The organism is Arthrobacter glacialis (genome assembly GCF_002909445.1).
GTDB lineage: Bacteria > Actinomycetota > Actinomycetes > Actinomycetales > Micrococcaceae > Specibacter > Specibacter glacialis.
The window spans coordinates 104,581-126,200 of record NZ_PPXC01000009.1 but is presented as its reverse complement, the minus strand read 5'-3'; the positions used below and the strand labels follow the sequence as shown (position 1 = coordinate 126,200).

General features: G+C 62.9%; 19 protein-coding genes and 1 riboswitch. Of the genes, 8 read left to right on the top strand and 11 right to left on the bottom strand.

Going from position 1 to position 21,620, the window contains the following annotated elements; genetic code table 11:
• Window positions 1–89: 89 nt before the first annotated feature.
• Window positions 90–932 (top strand): alpha/beta fold hydrolase, encoded by an 843-nt coding sequence (locus CVS27_RS12825; protein ID WP_103466133.1) that lies wholly within the window; start codon window positions 90–92, stop codon window positions 930–932.
• Between the two features lie 50 nt (window positions 933–982).
• Here the strand turns inward: CVS27_RS12825 and CVS27_RS12820 are convergent, their stop codons facing one another.
• The 3 genes from CVS27_RS12820 to speB form a co-directional block, all read right to left on the bottom strand.
• On the bottom strand, window positions 983–1,624 hold the full coding sequence (locus CVS27_RS12820) for a CG0192-related protein (protein WP_103466132.1): 642 nt from the start codon (window positions 1,622–1,624) through the stop codon (window positions 983–985).
• Window positions 1,625–1,746: 122 nt separating this feature from the next.
• Window positions 1,747–3,441: a thiamine pyrophosphate-binding protein gene (locus CVS27_RS12815; protein WP_103466131.1), complete on the bottom strand. Its 1,695-nt coding sequence runs from the start codon at window positions 3,439–3,441 to the stop codon at window positions 1,747–1,749.
• A complete protein-coding gene (speB, locus tag CVS27_RS12810; RefSeq protein ID WP_103466200.1) occupies window positions 3,438–4,574 on the bottom strand; it encodes an agmatinase in 1,137 nt (378 codons plus the stop codon). The genes CVS27_RS12815 and speB overlap by 4 nt, the downstream gene beginning before the upstream one ends.
• A gap of 278 nt (window positions 4,575–4,852) precedes the next feature.
• Here speB and CVS27_RS12805 point away from each other — a divergent pair, with 278 nt between their 5' ends.
• Entirely contained in the window at window positions 4,853–6,832 is a 1,980-nt protein-coding gene (locus CVS27_RS12805) for an APC family permease (protein ID WP_103466130.1), read from the top strand.
• Between the two features lie 123 nt (window positions 6,833–6,955).
• Here the strand turns inward: CVS27_RS12805 and CVS27_RS12800 are convergent, their stop codons facing one another.
• The 4 genes from CVS27_RS12800 to CVS27_RS12785 all read right to left on the bottom strand — a co-directional run bounded on the left by CVS27_RS12800 (window position 6,956) and on the right by CVS27_RS12785 (window position 11,901).
• Window positions 6,956–7,975: a DUF2804 domain-containing protein gene (locus tag CVS27_RS12800; protein ID WP_207767524.1), complete on the bottom strand. Its 1,020-nt coding sequence runs from the start codon at window positions 7,973–7,975 to the stop codon at window positions 6,956–6,958.
• Window positions 7,972–9,846: a glycoside hydrolase family 2 protein gene (locus CVS27_RS12795; RefSeq protein ID WP_103466129.1), complete on the bottom strand. Its 1,875-nt coding sequence runs from the start codon at window positions 9,844–9,846 to the stop codon at window positions 7,972–7,974. Before CVS27_RS12795 ends, CVS27_RS12800 begins: the two co-directional genes overlap by 4 nt.
• Window positions 9,843–11,243: an MFS transporter gene (locus tag CVS27_RS12790; RefSeq protein ID WP_243400171.1), complete on the bottom strand. Its 1,401-nt coding sequence runs from the start codon at window positions 11,241–11,243 to the stop codon at window positions 9,843–9,845. The genes CVS27_RS12795 and CVS27_RS12790 overlap by 4 nt, the downstream gene beginning before the upstream one ends.
• 70 nt (window positions 11,244–11,313) lie before the next feature.
• Window positions 11,314–11,901, bottom strand: a complete 588-nt coding sequence (locus tag CVS27_RS12785; protein ID WP_103466128.1) for a helix-turn-helix domain-containing protein — start codon at window positions 11,899–11,901, stop codon at window positions 11,314–11,316.
• Between the two features lie 197 nt (window positions 11,902–12,098).
• Between CVS27_RS12785 and CVS27_RS12780 the strand changes: the two genes are divergently transcribed.
• The gene (locus tag CVS27_RS12780; RefSeq protein WP_243400179.1) at window positions 12,099–13,571 is read left to right on the top strand and encodes a sodium:solute symporter family protein; all 1,473 of its coding nucleotides are present in this window, start codon (window positions 12,099–12,101) and stop codon (window positions 13,569–13,571) included.
• A gap of 169 nt (window positions 13,572–13,740) precedes the next feature.
• A riboswitch (SAM riboswitch) is annotated at window positions 13,741–13,854 on the top strand.
• A 13-nt stretch (window positions 13,855–13,867) separates the two neighbouring features.
• Window positions 13,868–14,155 carry a hypothetical protein gene (locus CVS27_RS12775; RefSeq protein WP_103466126.1) on the top strand — a complete coding sequence of 96 codons (288 nt, stop codon included), beginning with the start codon at window positions 13,868–13,870 and terminating at the stop codon, window positions 14,153–14,155.
• A gap of 110 nt (window positions 14,156–14,265) precedes the next feature.
• On the opposite strand, the gene CVS27_RS12770 is transcribed toward CVS27_RS12775, so the two are convergent.
• Window positions 14,266–14,493 (bottom strand): biotin/lipoyl-containing protein, encoded by a 228-nt coding sequence (locus tag CVS27_RS12770; protein ID WP_103466125.1) that lies wholly within the window; start codon window positions 14,491–14,493, stop codon window positions 14,266–14,268.
• Between the two features lie 208 nt (window positions 14,494–14,701).
• On the opposite strand from CVS27_RS12770, the gene CVS27_RS12765 reads away from it, so the two are divergent.
• The gene (locus CVS27_RS12765; protein ID WP_306418495.1) at window positions 14,702–15,793 is read left to right on the top strand and encodes a VIT1/CCC1 transporter family protein; all 1,092 of its coding nucleotides are present in this window, start codon (window positions 14,702–14,704) and stop codon (window positions 15,791–15,793) included.
• An 80-nt stretch (window positions 15,794–15,873) separates the two neighbouring features.
• On the opposite strand, the gene CVS27_RS12760 is transcribed toward CVS27_RS12765, so the two are convergent.
• Complete coding sequence (locus CVS27_RS12760) at window positions 15,874–16,995, bottom strand: LOG family protein (protein WP_243400170.1); 1,122 nt, start codon at window positions 16,993–16,995, stop codon at window positions 15,874–15,876.
• A 98-nt stretch (window positions 16,996–17,093) separates the two neighbouring features.
• Here CVS27_RS12760 and CVS27_RS12755 point away from each other — a divergent pair, with 98 nt between their 5' ends.
• A complete protein-coding gene (locus CVS27_RS12755) occupies window positions 17,094–17,399 on the top strand; it encodes a rhodanese-like domain-containing protein (protein ID WP_103466123.1) in 306 nt (101 codons plus the stop codon).
• 86 nt (window positions 17,400–17,485) lie between these two features.
• Here CVS27_RS12755 and CVS27_RS12750 read toward each other — a convergent pair whose 3' ends face one another.
• Window positions 17,486–18,313 (bottom strand): aldo/keto reductase, encoded by an 828-nt coding sequence (locus CVS27_RS12750; RefSeq protein ID WP_103466122.1) that lies wholly within the window; start codon window positions 18,311–18,313, stop codon window positions 17,486–17,488.
• Window positions 18,314–18,338: 25 nt separating this feature from the next.
• Window positions 18,339–19,526 carry an MFS transporter gene (locus tag CVS27_RS12745; RefSeq protein WP_103466121.1) on the bottom strand — a complete coding sequence of 396 codons (1,188 nt, stop codon included), beginning with the start codon at window positions 19,524–19,526 and terminating at the stop codon, window positions 18,339–18,341.
• 153 nt (window positions 19,527–19,679) lie between these two features.
• Between CVS27_RS12745 and CVS27_RS12740 the strand changes: the two genes are divergently transcribed.
• Window positions 19,680–20,138 (top strand): MarR family winged helix-turn-helix transcriptional regulator, encoded by a 459-nt coding sequence (locus tag CVS27_RS12740; RefSeq protein ID WP_103466120.1) that lies wholly within the window; start codon window positions 19,680–19,682, stop codon window positions 20,136–20,138.
• A 46-nt stretch (window positions 20,139–20,184) separates the two neighbouring features.
• Window positions 20,185–21,555 carry an NAD(P)-binding protein gene (locus CVS27_RS12735; RefSeq protein WP_103466119.1) on the top strand — a complete coding sequence of 457 codons (1,371 nt, stop codon included), beginning with the start codon at window positions 20,185–20,187 and terminating at the stop codon, window positions 21,553–21,555.
• Window positions 21,556–21,620 lie beyond the last annotated feature (65 nt).

The window sequence follows — 21,620 nt, the reverse complement described above, 5'->3', positions numbered from 1 at the left end:
CACCAGAAACCCGCGTCCCTTGCGCCTGCGGGCCAGCCGCGTTAGGTTCGAAAAGGACACCAGATCTGCCCCAACCGGAAGGAAACCCCATGGCTTACATCACCGTTGGAACCGAAAACAGCACCTCGATTGAGCTCTACTACGAGGACCAGGGGTCCGGCCAGCCGGTGGTGCTAATTCACGGCTACCCCCTCGACGGACGCAGCTGGGAGCGCACCACACGCGAACTGCTCGACGCCGGCTACCGGGTTATCACTTATGACCGCCGCGGGTTCGGCCAATCAAGCAAGGTTGCCGCGGGCTACGACTATGAAACTTTTGCAGCAGATTTGAACACGATCCTGGAGACGCTTGACCTGCAGAACACCATTTTGGTGGGCTTCTCCATGGGTACCGGGGAGCTGGCGCGCTACGTGGCCACCTTCGGCCACGCCCGCATTGCGAAACTAGCTTTTCTGGCCTCACTGGAGCCATTTTTGGTGGCACGCGAGGACAACCCCGAGGGCGTCCCGCAGGAAGTATTCGACGGCATTGTCAGCAAGGCCAAGGAGGACCGCTTTGCGTGGTTCACTGGATTCTTCAACGATTTCTACAACCTTGGTGACAACCTGGGCACCAAGATCAGCCAAGAGGCCGTGACAGCCAGCTGGAACGTTGCCGTCTCAAGTGCACCCGTGGCCGCCTACGCCGTGGTTCCAGCGTGGATAGAGGATTTCCGCGGCGATGTGAAGGCCGTCCGTGCCAGCGGCTTGCCGGCATTGATCCTGCATGGCACTGCGGACAACATCCTGCCCATCGATGCCACGGCCCGCCGCTTCCGCACGGCATTGCCGGGGGCTGACTATGTGGAAATCGAGGGCGCTCCCCACGGACTGCTGTGGACCCATGCCCAGGAAGTGAACGCGGCGCTGCTGGCCTTCCTGCAAAAGTAGGCGGGCAGTTCGACGCGACGCCGCTGCTGCCGTGGCGTCAGGACGGGGCGTCAGGACGGGGCCGGAACGTCCCCCACAGAGGCCATCAGCACCTGCTGGTCCCCACCAGCCCAACTGACGGTAAGTACGGGCCCGGGGCCGGCCGTTGCGGCGGTGTCCAACACCCTGTTGAGCGCCAGAGTCATCGGCCCCACGGGGATGGACGTGACACCGCCCGCTGTGAGAGGCGTGCCCAGGTCCAACGCCGGCAGTTCGACGTCGGATGCTCCCGTGCTGCTGATCTGCGCTGTTTCGGGCAGGGTTTCCATTTTCCCGTCCGCTTCCCGGAATTGGGCGGCCTGCGGTTTGCCGATCAGCAGTGCCGCGGCGAGCTCGGCCACGTACACCGGATCGCCCGTGGCGTCATAGACCCAGCGGCGACCCAGGACCGAATGCTCCATGGTGCCTATCAGGAACGCCTCGGCACCAGCCAGCGGCGCTCCGCGGTAGGTCAGCGGTGCTTGGTAGACCTGATTGCCGGCACCCACCAGCTGGGTCTCAATGCCCACTTCACCTGCGGGGTCGTCGAAGCGGAAGGACCCCAGCCGCACCAAGGGTGAGTCACCGCCGTCGAACCAGTCCTGCAGCGGCAGCCAGTCGGCCAGGAGTTCCATTTTGCTGGGCCGCAATTCGGCCGCGTATACGATCGCCATGGCCTCAGTCTATTGCGGCACCCGCCCGGTCCCGCCTGCCGAACGGGCAGTAGTTGTTGATGTTTTTGTAAAACATCAACAACTACTGCCCGCTCACGAGGCAAAAGGGGGGAGGTTAGAGGTTAGAGGTCCAGGTGGGTGGGGCCAAACATCTTCAACAGCACGTCAACCACGACGACGTTGGGACCGTCTGCAGCGAAGCCCGCCTGGAGCGCCTCCCCCACATCCTCGGCCTTCACTCGCTGGGCCGGCACACCAAAGGCCTCCGCCAGTTTCACAAAGTCGGGCCGCGCCAACTCGGTGTGCGTGGCCTTGCCAAAGGTGTCGATCATGTATTCGCGCAGGATGCCGTAGCCGCCGTCGTCCACAATGAGCCAGGTGACGGGGGCATTGTGCTGCTTGGCGGTGGCCAGCTCCGAGATGGAGTACATGGATGAACCGTCGCCGGCAACTGCCAGCACACGGGACGGTTTGCCTTGGCTTTGCAGGCCAAGCGCCCCGCCGATGGCTGCCGGGAAGCCGTAGCCCAATCCGCCGGCGCCCTGGGCGGAGTGGAATTCCCCGTCTTTGGCATCCCAGCAGCTCCAGCCCCAGTAGGCGGAGATGGTCATGTCCCAGAACGTTTGCATGTCGGCCGGGACTGCCGCACGAATGTCGGCCATGAACTTGCGCTCCAAGCCCAGGTCCTGTCCGTCGAGGCGGGCCTGCACCTTCGCCAGCGTGTCCGCCACAACGGCCTGCGGCGTGGCGCCGTGCCAGTCCGCATTTTCAGCAGGGGGTTCGGTCAACGCGGCATCGAGCATTCGCAGGGCCTGGCCGGCGTCGGCCCTGATGCCCAGCGCAGGGCGGTTGGATTCGAGCACCCGGGGTTCGGCATCGATCTGGATGATGCGCCCGCGCGGCTCCATGGTGAAGTAGTTGCTGGAGACCTCACCCAGGGAGGAACCAATGACCACCAGCACGTCGGCGTCCTCGAGAACCTCGGTGACATACCTGTCCTCCACCCATGACTGGAGGGAGAGTTCGTGGTTCCACGGGAACGCGCCGTTGCCGCCGGGCGTGCAGACGACGGGGGCGTTGAGCTTCTCGGCCAGCGACAACAGCGGGGCGTGGGCGCGGCCGCGCCGCACACCGCCGCCAGCCACAATGGCAGGTCGCTTGGCAGCGGAAAGCCACTTCACAGCTTCGCGGACCAGCTCAACGCGGGGCGGGTTGTCGAAAGGCTCAGCAAGGGCATCTTCGACGGCGGGCACAAAGATGGGATCCAGCAGCACGTTTTGCGGCACTTCAAGCCAGACAGGACCCTGCGGGGAGGAAACGGCTTCCGTCCATGCGTCCTGGATGGCTGAGGGAATGCCAGACGCGTGCTGGATGAGGCGCTGGCTTTTGGTCACGTTGGCGGCCGATGCCTTCTGGTCATCCAGCTGGTGCAGCATGCCCTTGCGGCGGGCGCCCAGGCCCTCCAGCGGGATCTGGCTGGCCACAACAATCATGGGCACGCCGGTTGCGTAGGCCTCCTGCAAGCCGGCCAGGGCTGTCAAAGCACCGGGGCCGGTGGAGAGGAACAGCACGCCCACTTCGCCGGTGGCACGGGAGTAGCCGTCGGCGGAGAACGCCGAGTTGTTCTCCACCCGGGAGGAAATAAAGTGCAGCGGGGAACGGCTCAAGGCGTCAAACAAGCCCAGGGCATGCTGGCCGGGTATGCCAAAAACAGTCTTGGCGCCCAAGGCGGCCAGGGTTTCCACCACCAGGTCACCACCATTGCGCTGAACCTCAGCCGGCTCAACCACGGAGGTCTCGCTAACCGGGGCGGTCACTTGTTTCCACCCTCGGTGAGCTGGGCCCCCAGATGCGAGGGGTCCCCGGCCGAGCCTGCGAGGTTGGGGAGCGTCTGGGGAGGGGCAAAGCCGGCCGGCCGGCGTCGTCCTTCAGCATCAAGGGCCTGGGCAGCGTAGCCGTTCGGGGCGCCGAAGCGGTCCCCCGGAACAAAGTTGTCCGCCATCAGGGTCACCAGTTCGTAGCCCACGTGACTTGCCGCGATGCCCGTGATTTCGGCGTGGTCGTAGGCCGGGGCCACCTCCACAATGTCAGCACCCACCAGGTTCATGCCGCGGAAGCCGCGAATAATCTCGATGAGTTCGCGGCTGGTGAGGCCGCCAGCCTCGGGGGTGCCGGTGCCGGGGGCATGCGCCGGGTCCAGCACGTCAATGTCAACGGAGATGTACAGCGGGCGGTTGCCGATCCTGTCGCGGATCTTCGCCACGGTTTCCAGCACGCCCTGGTAGTAGACGTCGGCGGCCGTGACAATGCCAAAGCCGAAGCGGTGGTCGTCGTCCAGGTCCTTCTTGCCGTACAGCGGGCCGCGGGTTCCCACGTGGGAGATGGCCTCGGTGTCCAGGATGCCTTCCTCCACAGCGCGGCGGAAGGGGGTGCCGTGCGTGTATTCGGCACCAAAATATGTATCCCAGGTGTCCAGGTGCGCGTCAAAGTGCAGCATGGCAACGGGCTCGCCGGCGCGCTCTGCGGCGGCACGCAGCAGCGGCAAGGCAATGGTGTGGTCGCCACCGATGGTCAGCAGCTTGGCGCCGTCGGCCGTCAGATCCAGCGCATTTTGCTGGATGGTCTCAATAGCCTCATTGATATTGAAGGGATTCACGGCCATGTCGCCGGCGTCGGCCACCTGGCAGTTTTCAAACGGGGAAACGTCCCAGGCCGGGTTGTAGGGACGCAGCAGACGCGATGCCTCACGCACATGGTTGGCGCCGAAGCGGGCACCCGGACGGTAGGAAACGCCGCTGTCGAAGGGAACTCCGACGACGGCCACATCGGCCTTGGAGACCTGATCAAGGCGCGGGAGGCGTGCGTACGTTGCGGCGCCTGCGTAGCGCGGAATCCGGGAGGAGTCGATGGGGCCTAAGTTGCCGTTGGCCTCAGTACGGAGCTCTTTCATGGACATCCTCAATTCATTCTTCACTGGTGTCATTCACGTTTTATGCGCGGAGTAGACGTGGGTCACATCCAAGCAGTTGTTCACCATAGTACAACTGATGTTGCCTAATGGGAACCAAATGTTTTCTCTGGGATACATTTTTCCCGCCTTGGGCGTGACGCACGTCCCAATGTCACCCGTTCGCGTATAGATTTCGTCAAGACCGGGCCCTTTGCTCCCGGCCCGGGGCTACTCTCTATAAGCTGCCAATGAAAGGCGCCTCAACGAAAGGCCCACGCGTGACATCGCTTGCAAAAGCTCCTGCTGAACCCGGGGACAACAGGAAGCCCCGGGGCAAGGCTGCCATGCGCCAGTGGCTGCTCGAGGGCATGCCCGAAAGCTCCGGCAAACGCCAAGGGCCCCACGGGCGCCCGGCCGCCGACCACAAGCGGCATTCGTGGTGGCAGGTCATGTGCCTGACGGGTCTGGACTACTTCTCCACCCTCGGCTATCAGCCGGCCATTGCAGCACTGGCTGCTGGCGTGCTGGCACCGCTGGCCACGATTGTGCTGGTGCTGGTTACCCTGCTGGGCGCGCTGCCCGTCTATAAGCGGGTTGCCCGGGAAAGCCCGCACGGCGCAGGCTCCATCGCCATGCTTGAGCGACTGCTCCCGCGCTGGTGGGGCAAGCTGTTTGTGCTGGCGCTACTGGGCTTTGCCGCCACGGATTTCATGATCACCATTACCCTTTCCGCCGCCGACGCCACAGCCCACGTCATTGAAAACCCCTTCGCCCCCGACTTCCTGCAGGGGCACAACGTGGGCATCACCCTGTTTTTGATTGCCGGACTCGCAGCCGTGTTCCTGCGCGGGTTCAAGGAGGCCATGAGCATCGCCGTGGTGCTCGTGGCAGTGTTCCTCACGCTGAATCTTGTGGTCATCTCGGTGGCCCTGGCCAAGGTCACCCAAAGCCCGCTGCTCACGGCCGACTGGTGGGGCGCCCTGACCACCCAGCACGGCAGCCCGTTCATGGTCATCGCCGTGGCCCTGCTGGTTTTCCCGCGCCTTGCCCTGGGCCTGTCAGGCTTTGAAACAGGCGTTGCCGTCATGCCACAAATCAAGGGCCGCTACAGCGACACTGACGAGAGTCCGGAGGGCCGCATCAAGGGAGCCCACAAGCTGCTCACCACGGCGGCGCTGATCATGAGCACCTTCCTGATCACCTCCTCACTGGCCACCACCATCCTGATTCCGGCAGCCGAATTCCAGCCCGGCGGTGAAGCCAACGGGCGCGCCCTGGCGTTCCTGGCCCACGAACTCCTCGGCGAAGGCTTCGGCACCGTCTATGACATCAGCACCATCGCCATCCTGTGGTTCGCCGGGGCCAGCGCCATGGCCGGACTGCTGAACCTGGTGCCGCGCTACCTGCCGCGTTTTGGCATGGCCCCGGAATGGGCTTCCGCTGTCCGCCCCCTGGTGCTGGTGTTCACCGTCATCGCCGTGGTGATCACCATTCTTTTCAAGGCCGACGTCGATGCCCAGGGAGGTGCCTACGCCACGGGTGTTCTGGTGCTCATCACCTCGGCGGCCATTGCCGTCACCCTGTCCGCCAAGCGCAAGGGCGAGAAGGGGAAAGTGATCGGTTTTGGCGCCGTCTCGCTGGCGTTTGTCTACACCACGGTGGCAAATTCCATTGAGCGCCCCGACGGCCTGAAGATCGCAGCGTTCTTCATCCTGGGCATTGTTGTGGTGAGCCTGCTTTCGCGCATGCGCCGTGCCTTTGAATTGCGTGCCACCTACATTCGCATGGATGAGGCGGCCATGAACTTTGTGGCCGCAGTGGATGAAGGCACCATCCGGATCATTTCCCATGACCCCAAGACCCGCAACGCCGCTGCGTACCGCCGCAAACTCTCACATGCCGCGCAGGTCAACGAAATTGGGGATCCACGGGAGGTGCTGTTCATGGAGGTGATTGTGGATGACTCCTCAGACTTTGAAACGGCCCTTGAGGTTCATGGCATTACCCGGCACGGCTTCAAAATCCTGCAGGTCCACTCCTCCAACGTGCCCAACACCATTGCCGCGGTGCTGCTGCACATCCGTGACGCCACCGGGCTGATCCCGCACATTTACTTCCGCTGGACCGAGGGCAACCCCATCACCAATCTGCTGAAGTTCCTGTTTATTGGCGAGGGTGAAATTGCGCCCGTCACCCGCGAAGTGCTGCGTGAAGCCGAGCCGGACCTGACCCAGCGGCCCTGGGTGCACGTGGGCTAATCCCCACCCACTTGAACTAACCCGCAGAAAACGCCGAAAATTCACGATTTTGATGTGTTTTTCGGCGTTTTCTGCGGGTTAGTTGGAAATTTGAAGGGATGTGGATTTGGAAGCGGAGGTGCGTCACCAGCGGTTGTGAACGTCCTCCGCCCAGCCCAGGATGCCAGCCACCTTGATGCGGTTCCCGTCGCTGTCGGCGATGTCGCCGTCGTAATGGCCAAAGCACTGGTGGGTGTTGTTGCTCAGCACGCCAAGGTTGATCGCGGAAACCTTGTCGTAGAACGGGGTGAAGACCAGATCCGCACTGGCGCCGTGAATGTGCCACGGCGCCAGCCAATCGGTGGTGCTGTAGTCCCACACCAAACTCTCACTGATCTTGTGCAGGCGTCCGTCAACCAGCAGCGCGTTCTCGGTTGCCCCGGTGCCGTCGGTCCACTTGGAGCCCAACTGAAGGCCAATGGTTCGCCCGTCCGTGGTCCCCGAGCCAGCTCCCCAATTCCAGTGCATCGAGTAGGGCCAGCGGCCGCGGCCGTGATCCAGCACAGCCCATGAGTCGCCGGCCGCAAGGTGGTGGCTGCGCCCGTCCACGGAGACGGTGCCGCTGGCAGGCCGGGCCACATCCTTGACGGTGTATTGGAATTGGCGATCGTTCCAGGGCACCACAACGCCCAGTGATTCGTGCCCTTCGGGCTTGGCCGCCATGATGTCCAAGCGGACTCGGGCCGTCGAGGCGCGCAGGCGTGTCCCGCCGGGAACCTCGGCAATGTCGATCGTCAGCTTCCCGGTCTTGGCCCGCGCGGAGCCATCCCCCAACGAGGGAGGCAAGGTGGCGCTGCCGCCGAGAATACCCGTCACGTTCGCGCCAACGGATTCCCCGGTGGCACGGTCCAGCACCCACAGTTCATGCACGGCGGCATAGTCCAGCGAGGACACCGTCAGGGCAATGATGTGCGTTGGCGAGGTGATGGCCCAGTATTCCCAGCGTTTATTCCGCCCCCACCGTTGCAGCCCGCGGCCAATCCCGGAGGTGTCATGCAGCGGCGTGCGGGTCCAACCCACGGCTGCCGGATTGAGCTTGCCATTGGGTAGGGTCAGGGCGACCCGCGAGGTAATTTCGGTTTCGTTGAGCATGCCCGCTGTCATGACGTTCCTCGCCTTTGTGAGAGTGGTGCCTGTGAGAGTGGTTGATGTGCGTGGGGATTCAGGGTCAATTGCGCCGTCACAGCCTGAACGACCGCGTCGGGCAACTTGGCCACCCGCCTGTCGTAGCTGAGCAAGCCGTTGAGCTCATCCTCCACATCGGTCAATTGGGTATAGACGACGGCGGCAAGCCCGTCCGCGATGGCTGGCACAATCTCCCGTTCATGGAGCCGGGTGAACGCTTTTCCAAGATCGGCAACGCTGCGGTAGCGCCGGTAACCAAATTCGCGGGCACTGAAATCGTGCCCGGCAATCCTCAGGCTGTACCCGCCATACTCCGAGAGCACCACCGCCCGGGGATCCTTTTTCCAGCGTGCGCGCAGCTTGAAAGGCGTGAAATAAATATGCAGGCTCTTAAGATCCCCACCGCCTTGGTCATGCCATCCGCTGGCGTGGTCAATGGTGCGACTGGGATCCAGGCGGCGCAGTTCAGCCGTGGCTGCGAGCGCATCGAACTGCCCCCACCCCTCGTTAAAGGGAACCCACACGGCCAGCGAGGCCACATTGCGCAGCAGTTCAACTGTTTGTTGTAGTTCTGTCATGAAATCAGCCCGGCCCTGGACCGATGTCCGGCCAAAACGGGCGTACTTGTTGTCCTTGAGCCGCAGGGGCAGCACCACAGGTGCCGTAATGATGGGCACCTTGTAGTTGGTGCCGCCGTTAACCATGTCCTGCCACACCAGCATCCCCAGCCGGTCACAGTGGTGGTACCAGCGCAGCGGCTCAATCTTGATGTGCTTGCGCAGCATGGTGAAACCCAGCCGTTTGGCTGTGGCGATGTCATAAATCATTGCCTCATCGGAGGGCGGCGTCAGGAAACCGTCAGACCAGTAGCCCTGATCCAACAGCCCGGCATGAAAGTATGGTTCACCGTTGAGCAATAGCCGCAGGTGGCCTTTGGCGTCAGGGCCCACGCCAAAGGAGCGCAGACCAAAATAGCTACTGACATGGTCATCACCCAAAGACACCTGAACGTCATAGAGAAAAGGATCCTCCGGAGACCACCGATGGGCCCGTTCCAAGTGAATTCGTGTGGGCACATTCGCTTCCACCGAGACTCTGGTGAGCTCACCGGCGTCGTCCGCAATCACCACGGTTGCGGTCCCGGCGGCCCCCGCCACGGTCACTTCGACGGCGGACCCGGCAAGGTCCGGGACCAGCGTCAGCTTTTCAACATGGGTTTCGGGGACCGATTCCAGCCACACCGTTTGCCAGATGCCTGACTGGGCTGTGTACCAGATCCCGCCCCGCTTGAGCTTTTGCTTGCCACGGGAATGATGGGAGGTGTCGCTGTCGTCCTGAACGTCGACGGACAGGGTGTGCGGGCCCGCCGAACCCTGGGCGCCGTGCTGCAGCGCTGCGGTGATGTCCAAGGTGAAAGGCAGGAACCCACCGTGGTGTCCCCCCACGTCCTCACCATTAATTCTCACGCTGCAGCGCTGGTCAACGGCCCCAAAGTGCAGCAGCACACGATCTTGCACGAATTCGGCGGGAAGGGTGAAGCTCCGCCAATACTTCAAATTCTCCCCCGGCTGCAGTTGGCGGCTCACACCGGACAGCGGGGTTTCCGGGGAAAAGGGCACCAGAATCTGGCCGTCCGCGCCTTCCCCGGCTCCGGCATTCACGCGGGCTACCTCCTCATGGGGAGAAGCTCCTGGCGTGGAGATGGCATACTGCCACAGCCCGTTGAGGTTGAGATAGCTCGAGCGCACCAGCTGTGGTCGCGGGTATTCCTGCAGGACCGCGTTCGGGTCCAGGGTTTCTCCCCACGGTGTAAAGCGATCCGGACGCGCCGAGCTCAGGCCCCCGCTCATGCCTCAGCCACCGCGGTTGCGCGGCGCAGACGCAGCACGGGAAAGACAGTGAACACGGCGATGACCGCTGCGGCGAGGAAGATCCACGGCGTGGGAACCGATTTCACCACGCCAAGGTCGACATACGTTTCGGCGGCGCCGGCGATGACTGCGGCACCCGCAAAGGGGCCCAGCACCATCGGCACCATGACGGCAAAGATCATGCGCAAGCCCTGGACGTTACCCACCCGCTCCGGCGGCGTGTAGTCGCGCACCAAACCGGAGATGGCCGCCGTCGTCAGCATAAATCCGGCCAACATGACGGTTCCGGCCACCATGACCGGGCCCATGCCGCGGGCAAAGAACATGCCCACGAGTCCGGCCACCAGGATCGCAGTTGCGGGCAGGACCGAGACAAGCTTGCCCACCTTGTCGATCAGGCGTCCGCCGAGGATGCTCAGGACCGCCGCTGAAACGAGGACGACGGCCAGAATGATGGCATAACCGTCGATCCGCAGATACCGCTGGATATAAATGATCAGGTAGGGAAGAAACACTTGGGTGCACGTGCCCACCACGAGCCAGGCGGCAAGTGCCCAGTAGAGACGAGGGTTGGTGCGCATCACCGAGGGGCGCAGGCCGTGGATGACCGAGCGCAAGTAGCTGTCGCCACTGACCACCAAGGTGGACGAATCGCGGAGCATGAACCACGCGAATACACCAATCAGCGCCGTCACGGCTCCGATGATGCCAAAGAATAGTTTCCAGTGCCCATCCTGCGTCAGCCCGTCCAGCAGACCAAAAATGACCAGCATGGACAGCAGCGGCAGGATGGACAAGACGCCTTCCACTTTGCCTCTATTGGCGGGGGCGGTGGACTCCGTGACCCAGGCGTTGAAAGCGGCATCGTTGGCGCCCGAGCCAAAGAAAGACATCACCGCGTCGAGAAGCACGATGGCGATGATGGCCAGCACCACGGCGTTGGCGCCGGGCAGAAAGGCGGCCGCTGCGCTGGTCTGGACAAAGCCGAAAGCGGCTGTGCTCAGGCCCCAAAGAATGTAGCCCCCGGCGATGAACGCCCGACGGCGGCCTGCCCTATCCGATGCGGCCCCCACCAAAAACGTTGCCACAGTCGCGACCACTGCGCTGGATGAAACCAGCAAGGCCAAAACAGCAGGGTTGGTGCTGATGGTGTTGTAGACAAACACGTTGAGATACATGTTTTCCACGGTCCACGCGAGCTGCCCGGCGAAGCCCACAATAATCAAGGTCAGCCAGGTGCGGGCCCCAATCAGGGGTCCGCCAGGCCGCACTTGGCCGGGCCGCACTTGGCCGGGCCGCACTTGGCCGGGCCGCACGGTGACAGTCTGCGCGGCTGCAACTCTCTGTGTGGCCGTCTTGGGCGAGATCTTTGGCAAGGCTGTCCCCTTATGTGAATTGACTCACATAAACATTACCGCCGAGTAGCCAATTCTCAAGACGCGTGGGCTAGTTTCCGCCGGATCCGGACGCCGCGGGAACCAGAATCCACAGGGCTTCCACCGGCTGGGCCGAGCGGTTCTTCCAGCTGTGGGGCTCCCGCCCGGGGAAGGACAGGGTGTCCCCCGCCGTCAAGTCATAGGATTCCTGGGTCATGCGCAGGGTCAGTTCGCCGCTGATGATATGCAGAACATCCACGTCACAGTCCACCGCGTACAGTTCGGTTTCGCCGCGTCCATAGGGCTCAATCGTGGCGGCAAGAATTTGCAGGCGCCGCTCGGAGCGCGAGGTTAGCAGGCGCTCAACAATGCCTTCGCCACCTAGGGAGATCCGCGGACCTTCACCTTTTCGGCTCAAGTGGGTTTCCGGTACCGCGAAAAGTTCGCCGATGGAGATCGAGAGGACCTGGCACAGGGTGACCAGTGAGGCAACGCTGGGTGAGGTGAGGTCACGCTCCACCCGGCTCAGGAATCCCTTGGTCAGCCCCGTGGCGTCAGCCACCTGCTCAATGGTCAGCCGTTGGTCTTGGCGTGCGGCACGGATGCGCGACCCAATGGCCACGGGGTTGGTGCTCGGTTCCAGGGGCAAAGCTTTCATGGCGGCTCCTCACGACACGTCCAGCCGTCAAGATTTTCAAGCGGCACATTGACTGTAACTACCATCACAGTTTAGCCTAATAGACAACAAATGTTGCTTTACGGGCAATAATGACTCGGGGCTTTCCCCTACTTCTTCCTACACTGGAGCATCTCGTGGACTTAAACGTCGCCATAGTTGTCATTTATTTGGTGGCCATGCTGGCCTTTGGCTGGTGGGGAAAATCGCGCACTAAGAATAACAGCGACTTCCTTGTTGCCGGACGCCGGCTGGGCCCCTTCCTCTACACCGGAACCATGGCCGCCGTCGTCCTCGGTGGTGCCTCCACGGTGGGTGGTGTGGGGCTTGGCTACAAGTTCGGCATCTCCGGCATGTGGCTTGTTGTTGCCATTGGTGTTGGCGTGCTCCTGCTGAGCCTGCTGTTTGCGCCGACGCTGCAGAAACTGAAGATCTACACCGTCTCGCAAATGCTGAGCCTGCGCTACGGCCAGGAAACTACCAAGGTTTCGGGCATCGTCATGCTGGCCTACACCATCATGATTTCGGCAACTTCCACCGGCGCCTACGCAACCATCTTTGTGGTGCTGTTCGGTTGGGACAGGTGGCTGGCCATCGCCGTCGGCGGCGCGATCGTCTTGGTCTACTCGACCATTGGCGGCATGTGGTCCATCACCTTGGCAGACCAGGTCCAGTTCGTCATCAAGACCGTGGGCGTCTTCATGCTCATGCTGCCGTTTGCCTGGAACGCTGCTGGCGGCATTGACGGCATCCGTGAGCGCGTGGATGCAAGCTTCTTCCAGTGGGACGGCATCGGCACCCAAACTATCATCACCTACTTTGTGGTTTACACGCTGGGTCTGCTGATCGGCCAGGATATTTGGCAGCGCGTCTTTACGGCCCGCACCCCGGAAGTCGCCCGATGGGGCGGCGCCACCGCCGGTATCTACTGCATCCTCTACGGTGTGGCCGGTGCACTGATCGGCATGGCAGCCTCCGTGGCCCTTTCCGCAGATGTGGAACTCAAGGACGACGTCTATGCCCTCGTGGCCACGGAACTGCTGCCCATCGGCGTTGGCGGCATCGTACTGGCCGCCGCCGTGGCAGCCATGATGTCCACGGCATCCGGCTCACTCATTGCCGCCGCCACAGTAGCCCGCAAGGACGTTGTGCCCTTCGTGGCCAGCTGGTTCGGCAAGGACATCGACAACTCCGATTCCGCCAACCCCGAACACGACATCAGGGCAAACCGCTGGTACATCTTGGTAATCGGCATGCTTGTTGTGCTGATCTCCATCGTGGTCAACGACGTGGTGTTCGCCCTGACCATCGCCTACGACATCTTGGTAGGCGGCCTGCTCGTGGCAATCATTGGCGGCCTCATCTGGAAGCGCGGCACGGGCCTGGGCGCAGCATGGTCCATGGCCGTTGGCTGCTTGGTCACCATCGCATCCTTGGTCATCTACGCCACCGGCATCATCCACAGCGCCGATGGCATCTACGCCAACGAACCCATCTACTTCGGTTTGGCATCCTCGCTCATCGTCTACCTTGTGGTTTCCCTGCTGACCCCGGCCACCCCGGCCCACATCCGCAAGGTCTGGGGCGACCGCCTCGCTGCAGCAGCCACGGATTCCAACCCGGAAGACGTGCCTGCGCAGCTTCAGAAGTAGCCCCGCTTTTCCAACTGACCCGCAGAAATCGACGAAAATACGCGTTTTTTACGCCATTTTCGGCGATTTCTGCGGGTCAGTTGTTCTTTAATGTACGACGGCGGGAGGTGACGTAATTTATGACGTCACCTCCCGCCGTCGTACGTTTAAGGAGTAACGTAAGGGACAGCTTCAAGAGATGCGATGCCAAGCTCCGACTGGTCGCACGCCAACCCCATGTTCACAGGGTGGCTCGGATGAGGAAGCGGCCGGCGGTGACTGGATCCGCGGGCAAGAGCAATCACAAAGGCCCCGCCATGACTTTCATCTCCGTCGCCCATGCACAGCGCGCCAAGACGTCCAAGAATCCCAACGGCATTCCGGTGCTGCCCGCCGTGGACGTGAATTTGGGCACCGTCACCTTTTTCACCCCCACCGGGCACCGCGCGTACTTCTCCGCAGACCCGGCCCTGCTGGTGGATGCCCTCGCCGCTGCCGTGCGGCCCGCGCACTGGATTGCCGAGCTCGGAACGTTGGTTGTCACGGTGGCCCAGACGGGTTCCCGGGCTGGGCGTCGGCTGGGCTTCAAGCTCGAAAACTACTGAACCGTTAGGTGCCGGTTCCGAATTCGGACGGCACTGGCGCAAAAAGACGGCGCTCTACCGCCATCTTTAAGCGCGAACGCCGTCTCTTTTCACAGTTGACTGGCACCGGCCTACTCGATGGTGGCAATGACGGCACCTTGGGCCACTTCGTCACCCTCCTGGACTTGCCACCTCAAGGTGCCGGCTGCGGGGGCGTTGATCTCGGCGTCGAACTTCTCGATGGTCACCTCGGCGATCACCTGGTAGGCGGTCACCGTGCTGCCGTTGGGCGCACGCCAGTCGATGAGGACGCCGCAGTCCTGCGGGTCCCCGGTCATCATCGGAAACAGTACTTCCATGGCCAGCGCGCCTTCCGGGACGTGGCCGCAGTGTGAGCGGCCGTTGGAACTAGAGCCTATGCGAGTTCGCCGGTGCAGGGAATGCCAATATTGGCTGCGGAGCGGAGCGGCCACGTTGCGGTGCACCTAAACTTTTTCACTAGGGGAACCGGCCGAAAAACCGCGGGAATCCGGGCTACAGTAGGGGCTGAGTCGAGGAGATCCCCAAGTGTCAACAAGCAATCCGAGCCCCGCACAAATCAAGCGATGGCGGCAATATCTGGCCGACGAGCGCGCTGAAGCCGCCGTCTACCGTGACCTGGCCAAGCGTCGCACGGGCGAAGAAAAGACTATCCTGACGGCCTTGGCAGCTGCCGAGGGCAGGCACGAGCAGCACTGGTTGAACTTGCTGGGCGACCATGCCCACCCGCCCCTGCGCCCGTCCGTGCGCAACCAGCTCTTAGGCCTTTTGGCACGGCGTTTTGGTTCAGTGTTTGTCTTGGCTCTGGCCCAACGGGCGGAGTCCAGATCCCCCTACGCCTCCGATGCTGACGCTACCGATGCCATGGCGGCCGATGAATCCATCCATGAAGAGGTCATTCGTGGCTTGGCAGCGAGGGGCAGGAACAGGCTTTCCGGTTCGTTCCGGGCAGCCGTTTTTGGTGCCAATGACGGCCTTGTCAGCAACCTTTCCCTGGTCATGGGCATGGCCGCAACCGGTGTAGGCAGCCAGGTGGTGTTGTTCAGTGGCATTGCCGGTTTGCTGGCCGGGGCCCTGTCCATGGGCGCCGGTGAATTTGTTTCAGTCCGCTCCCAACGCGAGTTGCTGGACGCCTCCCAACCCACCCAGATCACTCTCTCTGCGGCGGCTTCGCTGGACCTTGAAAACAATGAACTGGTGCTGGTCTACCTGGCTCGCGGCATGTCCCGCGACGTCGCCGAGCACAGGGCTGCCGAGCGCATGGGCCAGTTCAGTTGCGACTGTGATCCCAGCTTGTCGCTGCAGCCCGAGCAGTTTGAAGCGACAAACAGCCACGAAACCCTGGGCACGGCGTGGGGCGCCGCCGGCTCCAGTTTCTGCTTCTTCGCCTCCGGAGCCATCATCCCCATTCTGCCGTTCCTGTTTGGCATGACGGGCATGGGCGCCCTGGTGCTCGCCTGCGTCTTGGTGGGCATTGCACTGCTGGGCACGGGCGCAGTGGTTGGCCTGCTGTCCGGGGCATCGCCACTGTGGCGTGGCCTGCGACAGCTCGCCATCGGCATGGGCGCAGCGGCAGCAACCTACCTCCTGGGCCTGCTCTTTGGCACTGTGGTGGGCTAGCAGCCTCAACAACTGGCCCGCAGAAAACGGCGAAAATCGCATCAAAAGCGCGTATTTTCGTCGTTTTCTGCGGGCTACTTCTAGTTGGTGGTGAGCAGTGCGCAGGCTTCCTCCACCGAATCCACCACATGGACCATGGTGTCCATGGCCCTCCCCTTCGCCAGTGCGGTCAGCAGTGGCAAGACGGGCAGCTCGGTTTCCCAGTAGCTTCGACCAACAAGGATCATCGGTGCCACTGCGGTTTCGGCCGCATAGTAGTTTTCGCAGGCGTCCTGGAAGATCTCCTGAACCGTCCCGGCAGCCCCGGGCAAGAACACAATGCCACCGCCTGAGCGGTCGAGCAAAACCGCTTCACGGAGGGCGTTGGTGAAGTACTTGGCAATTTTGGTGGCGAACATATTGGGCGGTTCGTGGCCATAAAACCAGGTGGGAATTCCCAACGTTTGGGCGCCGTCCGGATACGCCTGAACCACGGCGTGTGCCGCCCGGGCCCAGTTGCTGACCGAGGGCCGGAAGCCGGGGACGGCAGCCAAGGTGGACAGGGCACTTTCCAGGGTCCCGCCGTCGTACGGGGAAAGGTAGGCGCCCAGATTCGCGGCCTCCATGGCACCGGGTCCGCCGCCGGTTGCCACCAGAAAGCCGGCCTGGCTCAGTGCGCGCCCCAACTGCGCAGCCTGCGCGTACTGCGCACTTCCCCGCGCCGCCGCGTGGCCGCCCATGACGCCCACCACGGGACGGTCAAGATGCTCCAGAAACTCGTCGAGGGCGTCGGAAATGGCATGGTCGTGCATGGCCGTGGCAAGGGTGGCGTGGAGGGCGGGCGCGTGACCTGCTTGCATGCTCCACTGGTAAATCCGGGCGTCGGGCACACTTTCATACGGCGCCGTACCGATCCCCTCGAAGAGTTCGGCGCCGGTGTACAGGTGGCCACGGTACGGGTTGAAAGGGATGTGCGGCAGCGTGGGGAAGATCAAGGCGCCGCGGCTGCGCAGCAATTCCTCCACGCCCTGGGCAAAAGTGCAGCCCATAAAGATGGCCCCCGAGGCCCTCAGTTGCACCAGTTCGGCCGACCGTTCCCTCAAATCCACGGATTGAAAGTGCCACCCGTGCATGGATTTGGTGCCGTGGGCCACCAACGCATCAAAGCGTTCCAGCTCTTCAATCTCAACATTGCGGGCACGGGGTGCAAGAGGCGCGTTCACGCCCCAAGCTTAGTGGCTTGCGCCTAGTCTGGAAGTAACAGTTTCCATGTTCGACGCCGGCCCCTGGCTGCCCGCCGAACCCACCTTCAGGAGCACCCGTGCAGGAAATCACCCCCACCGACATTTTGGCAGCAGACCCGGATGTCCAGATCATCGACGTACGCGAGGCCGCCGAGCTCGCCACGGGCATGATCGAGGACGCCGTCCACATTCCCTCGGGCGAGGTTCTGGCTCGTGTTGGAGAGCTGGATAAGTCACGGCGCATCATCGCCGTTTGCCACGGCGGCGGCCGCAGCGGCCGGGTGGCACAGGCGCTCACTGATCTTGGCTACAACGCAGACACTCTTACGGGCGGAATGAGCGGCTGGGAGGCCGAGGGGCTGCCCATGGTGCCGGTGCAGTAAATACCCCACGCTGTCGAAACGGTCATGCGCTGCTGATAAATCAGCAGCGCATGACCGTTTCTGTGTCCTAGCCGTGTTGGCCGTGGTTAGCCGTTGAACTCCGCCGGGTGCGGACCCGTGCGGCCGTCCCGTTCCAGAGCATCGAGGGCGCCCATCTCCGCAGCCGACAATTCAAAGCCCAGAATGTCCAGGTTTTCCGCGATGCGGGCCGGGGTCACCGACTTGGGGATGATGACGCGGCCCTGCTGCAGGTGCCAGCGCAAAATCACCTGCGCCGGGGTGCATCCGTGGGCCACAGCAATGGCCACTACGGCCGGATCACTCAGCACGGCGCCCTGCGCCAACGGGCTCCAGGCCTCGGTGGCAATGCCGTTGGCGGTGTTGAACGCAGCAATGTCCTGCTGCTGCAGGGCGGGGTGCAACTCAATCTGGTTGACCGCAGGCACTGTGCCGCCCAGGGCAATGATCTTCTCCAGGTGCTCGGGCAGGAAGTTGGAGACACCAATGGCGCGCACCTTCCCGGCCGCCAGCAGTTGCTCCAGAGCCTTCCAAGACTCCAAGTACAGCTCAGTCGCCGGCGCCGGCCAGTGAATAAGGTAGAGGTCAAGGTAGTCCAGGCCCAACTTGGCCAAGCTGACATCAAACGCAGCCAGCGTTGCTTCAAGTCCCAAGTCCGCGATCCAGGCTTTGGAGGTGACGAACAGTTCCTCGCGGGGCAGTCGGGATCCGGCCAGGGCGCGACCCACGCCTTCTTCATTGCCGTAGATGGCGGCCGTGTCGATGCTTCGGTACCCGGCAGCCAGCGCCGCCGCGACAGCCTGCTCGGTTTCGGCGTCGGGCACCTGAAAGACGCCATAGCCAATCTGGGGCATGTCCACGCCGTTGTTGAGGGAAAGGGTGGGGATGGAATTCATGGTGTTCTCCTTGTGATTGAAAGAATTAGACGTGGGAAAGTTCGACGGCGGCGGGCTGGCTTGCGGTGACAAGCTTCCGCCCGTTCGCTGCGGCGTAGGCCATGACGATGACGGCCAGTGCTGTTAGTCCGGCCCCGGCCCAGATGGGTGAGGTGTAGCCAAGTCCGGCCGTGATGGTGACCCCGCCCAGCCAGGCGCCGAGGGCATTGCCCAGGTTGAAGGCGCCAATGTTGGCACCGGAGGCGAGAGTTGGCGCCGCTGCAGCGTATTTCATGACGCGCATCTGCAGGCCGGGCACCGTGGCGAAGCCAAATCCGCCCATGAGGAACAAGGACGCGATGGTCATGATCTGGCTGGTGGCCGTCAGGGCAAAGACGGCCAGAATGACCACCAGGATGGAGAGGACCACCAGCAGCGTCTTGTCGACATTCTTATCCGCGGCCTTGCCTCCGAGTGTGTTGCCGATGAACAAACCGACTCCGAAGAGGATGAGCAGCCACGGGACAGTGCTTGCCGCGAAGCCCGTGACGTCGGTCAGCGTGAACGCTATATAGGTGAAGGCACCAAACATGCCGCCGTAGCCAAGCACCGTGACAGAAATCGACAGCCAGACCTGGCGGGACTTGAAGGCGCGCAGTTCACCGCGCAGACCCGCACCGCGTTCGTGCTTCAGGTTGGGCACCAGGACCAGGATGCCAATCAGTGCAATGACGCCAATGGCCGTGATGGCCCAAAATGTTGAGCGCCAGCCGGCGTGCTGTCCCAGCAGAGTGCCGAAGGGAACGCCCAGCACATTGGCGGCCGTGAGGCCTGTGAACATGATGGCAATGGCCCCGGCCTTCTTGCTGGGGGCCACCATGTCTGCAGCCACCACCGCGCCAATGCCAAAGAACGCACCGTGACACAGGGCCGCGATGACGCGCCCGATCATCATGGTGGTGTAATCCGGTGCCATGGCCGAGATCAAGTTGCCCACAATAAACAGGACCATCAAGCCCGCCAGAACGGGCTTACGCGGAAGTCGCGTGACAGCAGCTGTGAGGAACAGCGCCCCAATAACAACACTCAGGGCATACCCGGAGATGAGCCAGCCGGCGGTGGCTTCACTGACGGAAAAGTCCGCCGCTACTTCGGGGAGCAACCCCATGATGACGAATTCGGTGAGTCCAATGCCGAACCCTCCGAGGGCTAGGGCTATCAAGCCGAGTGGCATGATTCTCCTTCTAGGGGCTTGGGTAAAATAAATAAGGAGCGTAAGCTAGTAGTTGCAAGCGCTTCATAAATTGTTGCACACGCAACTATAGCGCGCAAGCAACTAAATTGCTTTTGTGCTGCATTGCACATTTCCCGTGAAAGGAATCCGCCCATGGGCATCAGGGACGACGCCGTTGAAATTCGCGCCCAAGGGTGGCGGACACTGGCCGCGCTCCATGGCTTGATCGAGGCAAGCATGGAGAAAGCCCTGACCAACGCCGCGCAGCTTTCAGTAGTGGAATACACCGTCCTGGACGCCCTGAGCCGGCAGGACGGCTGGCACATGCGCATGCAGCAGCTGGGCCGGGCCACGGCGCTGAGCCCCAGCGCCACCACACGCCTGGTCAACCGGCTTGAGGATCGTGGGTTGCTGACCCGCATCCTGTGCGCCGACGACCGCCGTGGGATCTACACGGAACTGACGGCAGCTGGCTCGGAACTGTTGGACACGGCACGCCCCGTTCACGACGAAGCACTGGAGTGCGCACTGGCCGAGGCCGCCCTGTTGCCGGAACTGGCCCCGTTGGTTCAGGCACTCCCCCAACTTCACGCCGTCGTACCTGCCCAGTAAGCCCCACCCCATTGCTCCGCCACCCTTAGGGTGCTTGGATTAGTCCATGGAGCGCATTGTGGATGCGGACTATCTTGTGGTCGGGGCGGGTGCCACGGGCATGGCGTTCACCGACGCGCTGATTGACCACACCAAGGCTCGCGTGGCCCTCGTGGACCGGCGCCACGCGGTTGGCGGACACTGGCTCGACGCCTACCCCTTTGTGCGCCTGCACCAAGCTTCCGCCTTCTACGGCGTGGCCTCAACATTGCTCGGCGGCGGCCTCGTGCAGAGCCGCGGGCCGGAGGCCGGGCTGCACGAGCGGGCCGATGCCCCCGAAATTTGCGCCTACTACTCCCATCTTCTGGGCGGCCGCCTGCTGGAGTCCGGCCGGGTTGAGTTCCTGGCCAACTGCGACTACACCGCAGATCGCCGGGTCCGTTCACGCATCTCCGGAAAACAGTTCACTGTTCCGCCGCAGTGCCGGATTGTCGACGCGCGGTACCTCGCCCCGAGCATCCCGGCGGACACAGCGCCGCCGTTCGAGGTCGCTGACGGCGCACGCGTGATTCCGGTCAACGGCCTGGCGCACCTGGCCGAGGGAGCCAGCCAGTATGTGATCGTCGGATCCGGTAAATCCGCCACAGACGCGTGCATCTGGCTCCTTGCCCGGGGCGTGGACGCAGCTCAGATCGTCTGGGTGCGCCCCCGCGATCCTTGGATGCTCAACCGGGCGGTGGTGCAGCCAGATCCAACGGTGGTCCTGGGCATGGCCGCGGACATCATGGAGGCGGCTGGGACCGCCACATCGCTGGAGAACTTGTTCCTCCGGCTTGAGGATGCTGGCATCATGGTGCGCATTGACCGCGCCTTTACACCCACCATGGCGAAGACACCTACGCTGGCCACGTGGGAGCTGGAGCAACTGCGCACCATTGAGCATGTGGTGCGGTTGGGGCATGTCCGCTTGGTTGAGCGGGGACGCATCACCCTCGAAGAAGGCGCAGTCACCCTAGCCAAGGATGCGATCGTGGTGCACTGCGCCGCGTCCGGCTTGCAGTACCCACCCAACGTACCTATCTGGGGCCGTACGGCGATCACGTTGCAGCCCATCCGGGCCGGATTCCCCTGCTTCGGGGCAGCCCTGGCGGGGTATGTGGAAGCCACGCGCAGCGACGATGCCGAGAAGAACCGGCTGTGTCCACCAACGCCGTATCCCAATTCGCTGGCGGACTGGGCAAGAATGAACCTGCTGGGCACCCGCGCCACCATGTCGTTTGGGTCCCAACCAGACATCAAGGAGTGGGCCAACGGCGTGGCACTCAACCCGGCACGGGTCCCGCCGGAGCAGGACAGATCCGCGGCATTAAATGCTGTGCTCGGTCGCCTGCAAGTCCAGGTTCCCCGCGGCTTGGCGGCACTTGCCGAGCTCATCTGAGCATCGTCGCCGAGTCAGCGAAAAGAGCGGCGAAAGGAACCTCGGAGGACACAAAAAAGCGCGGC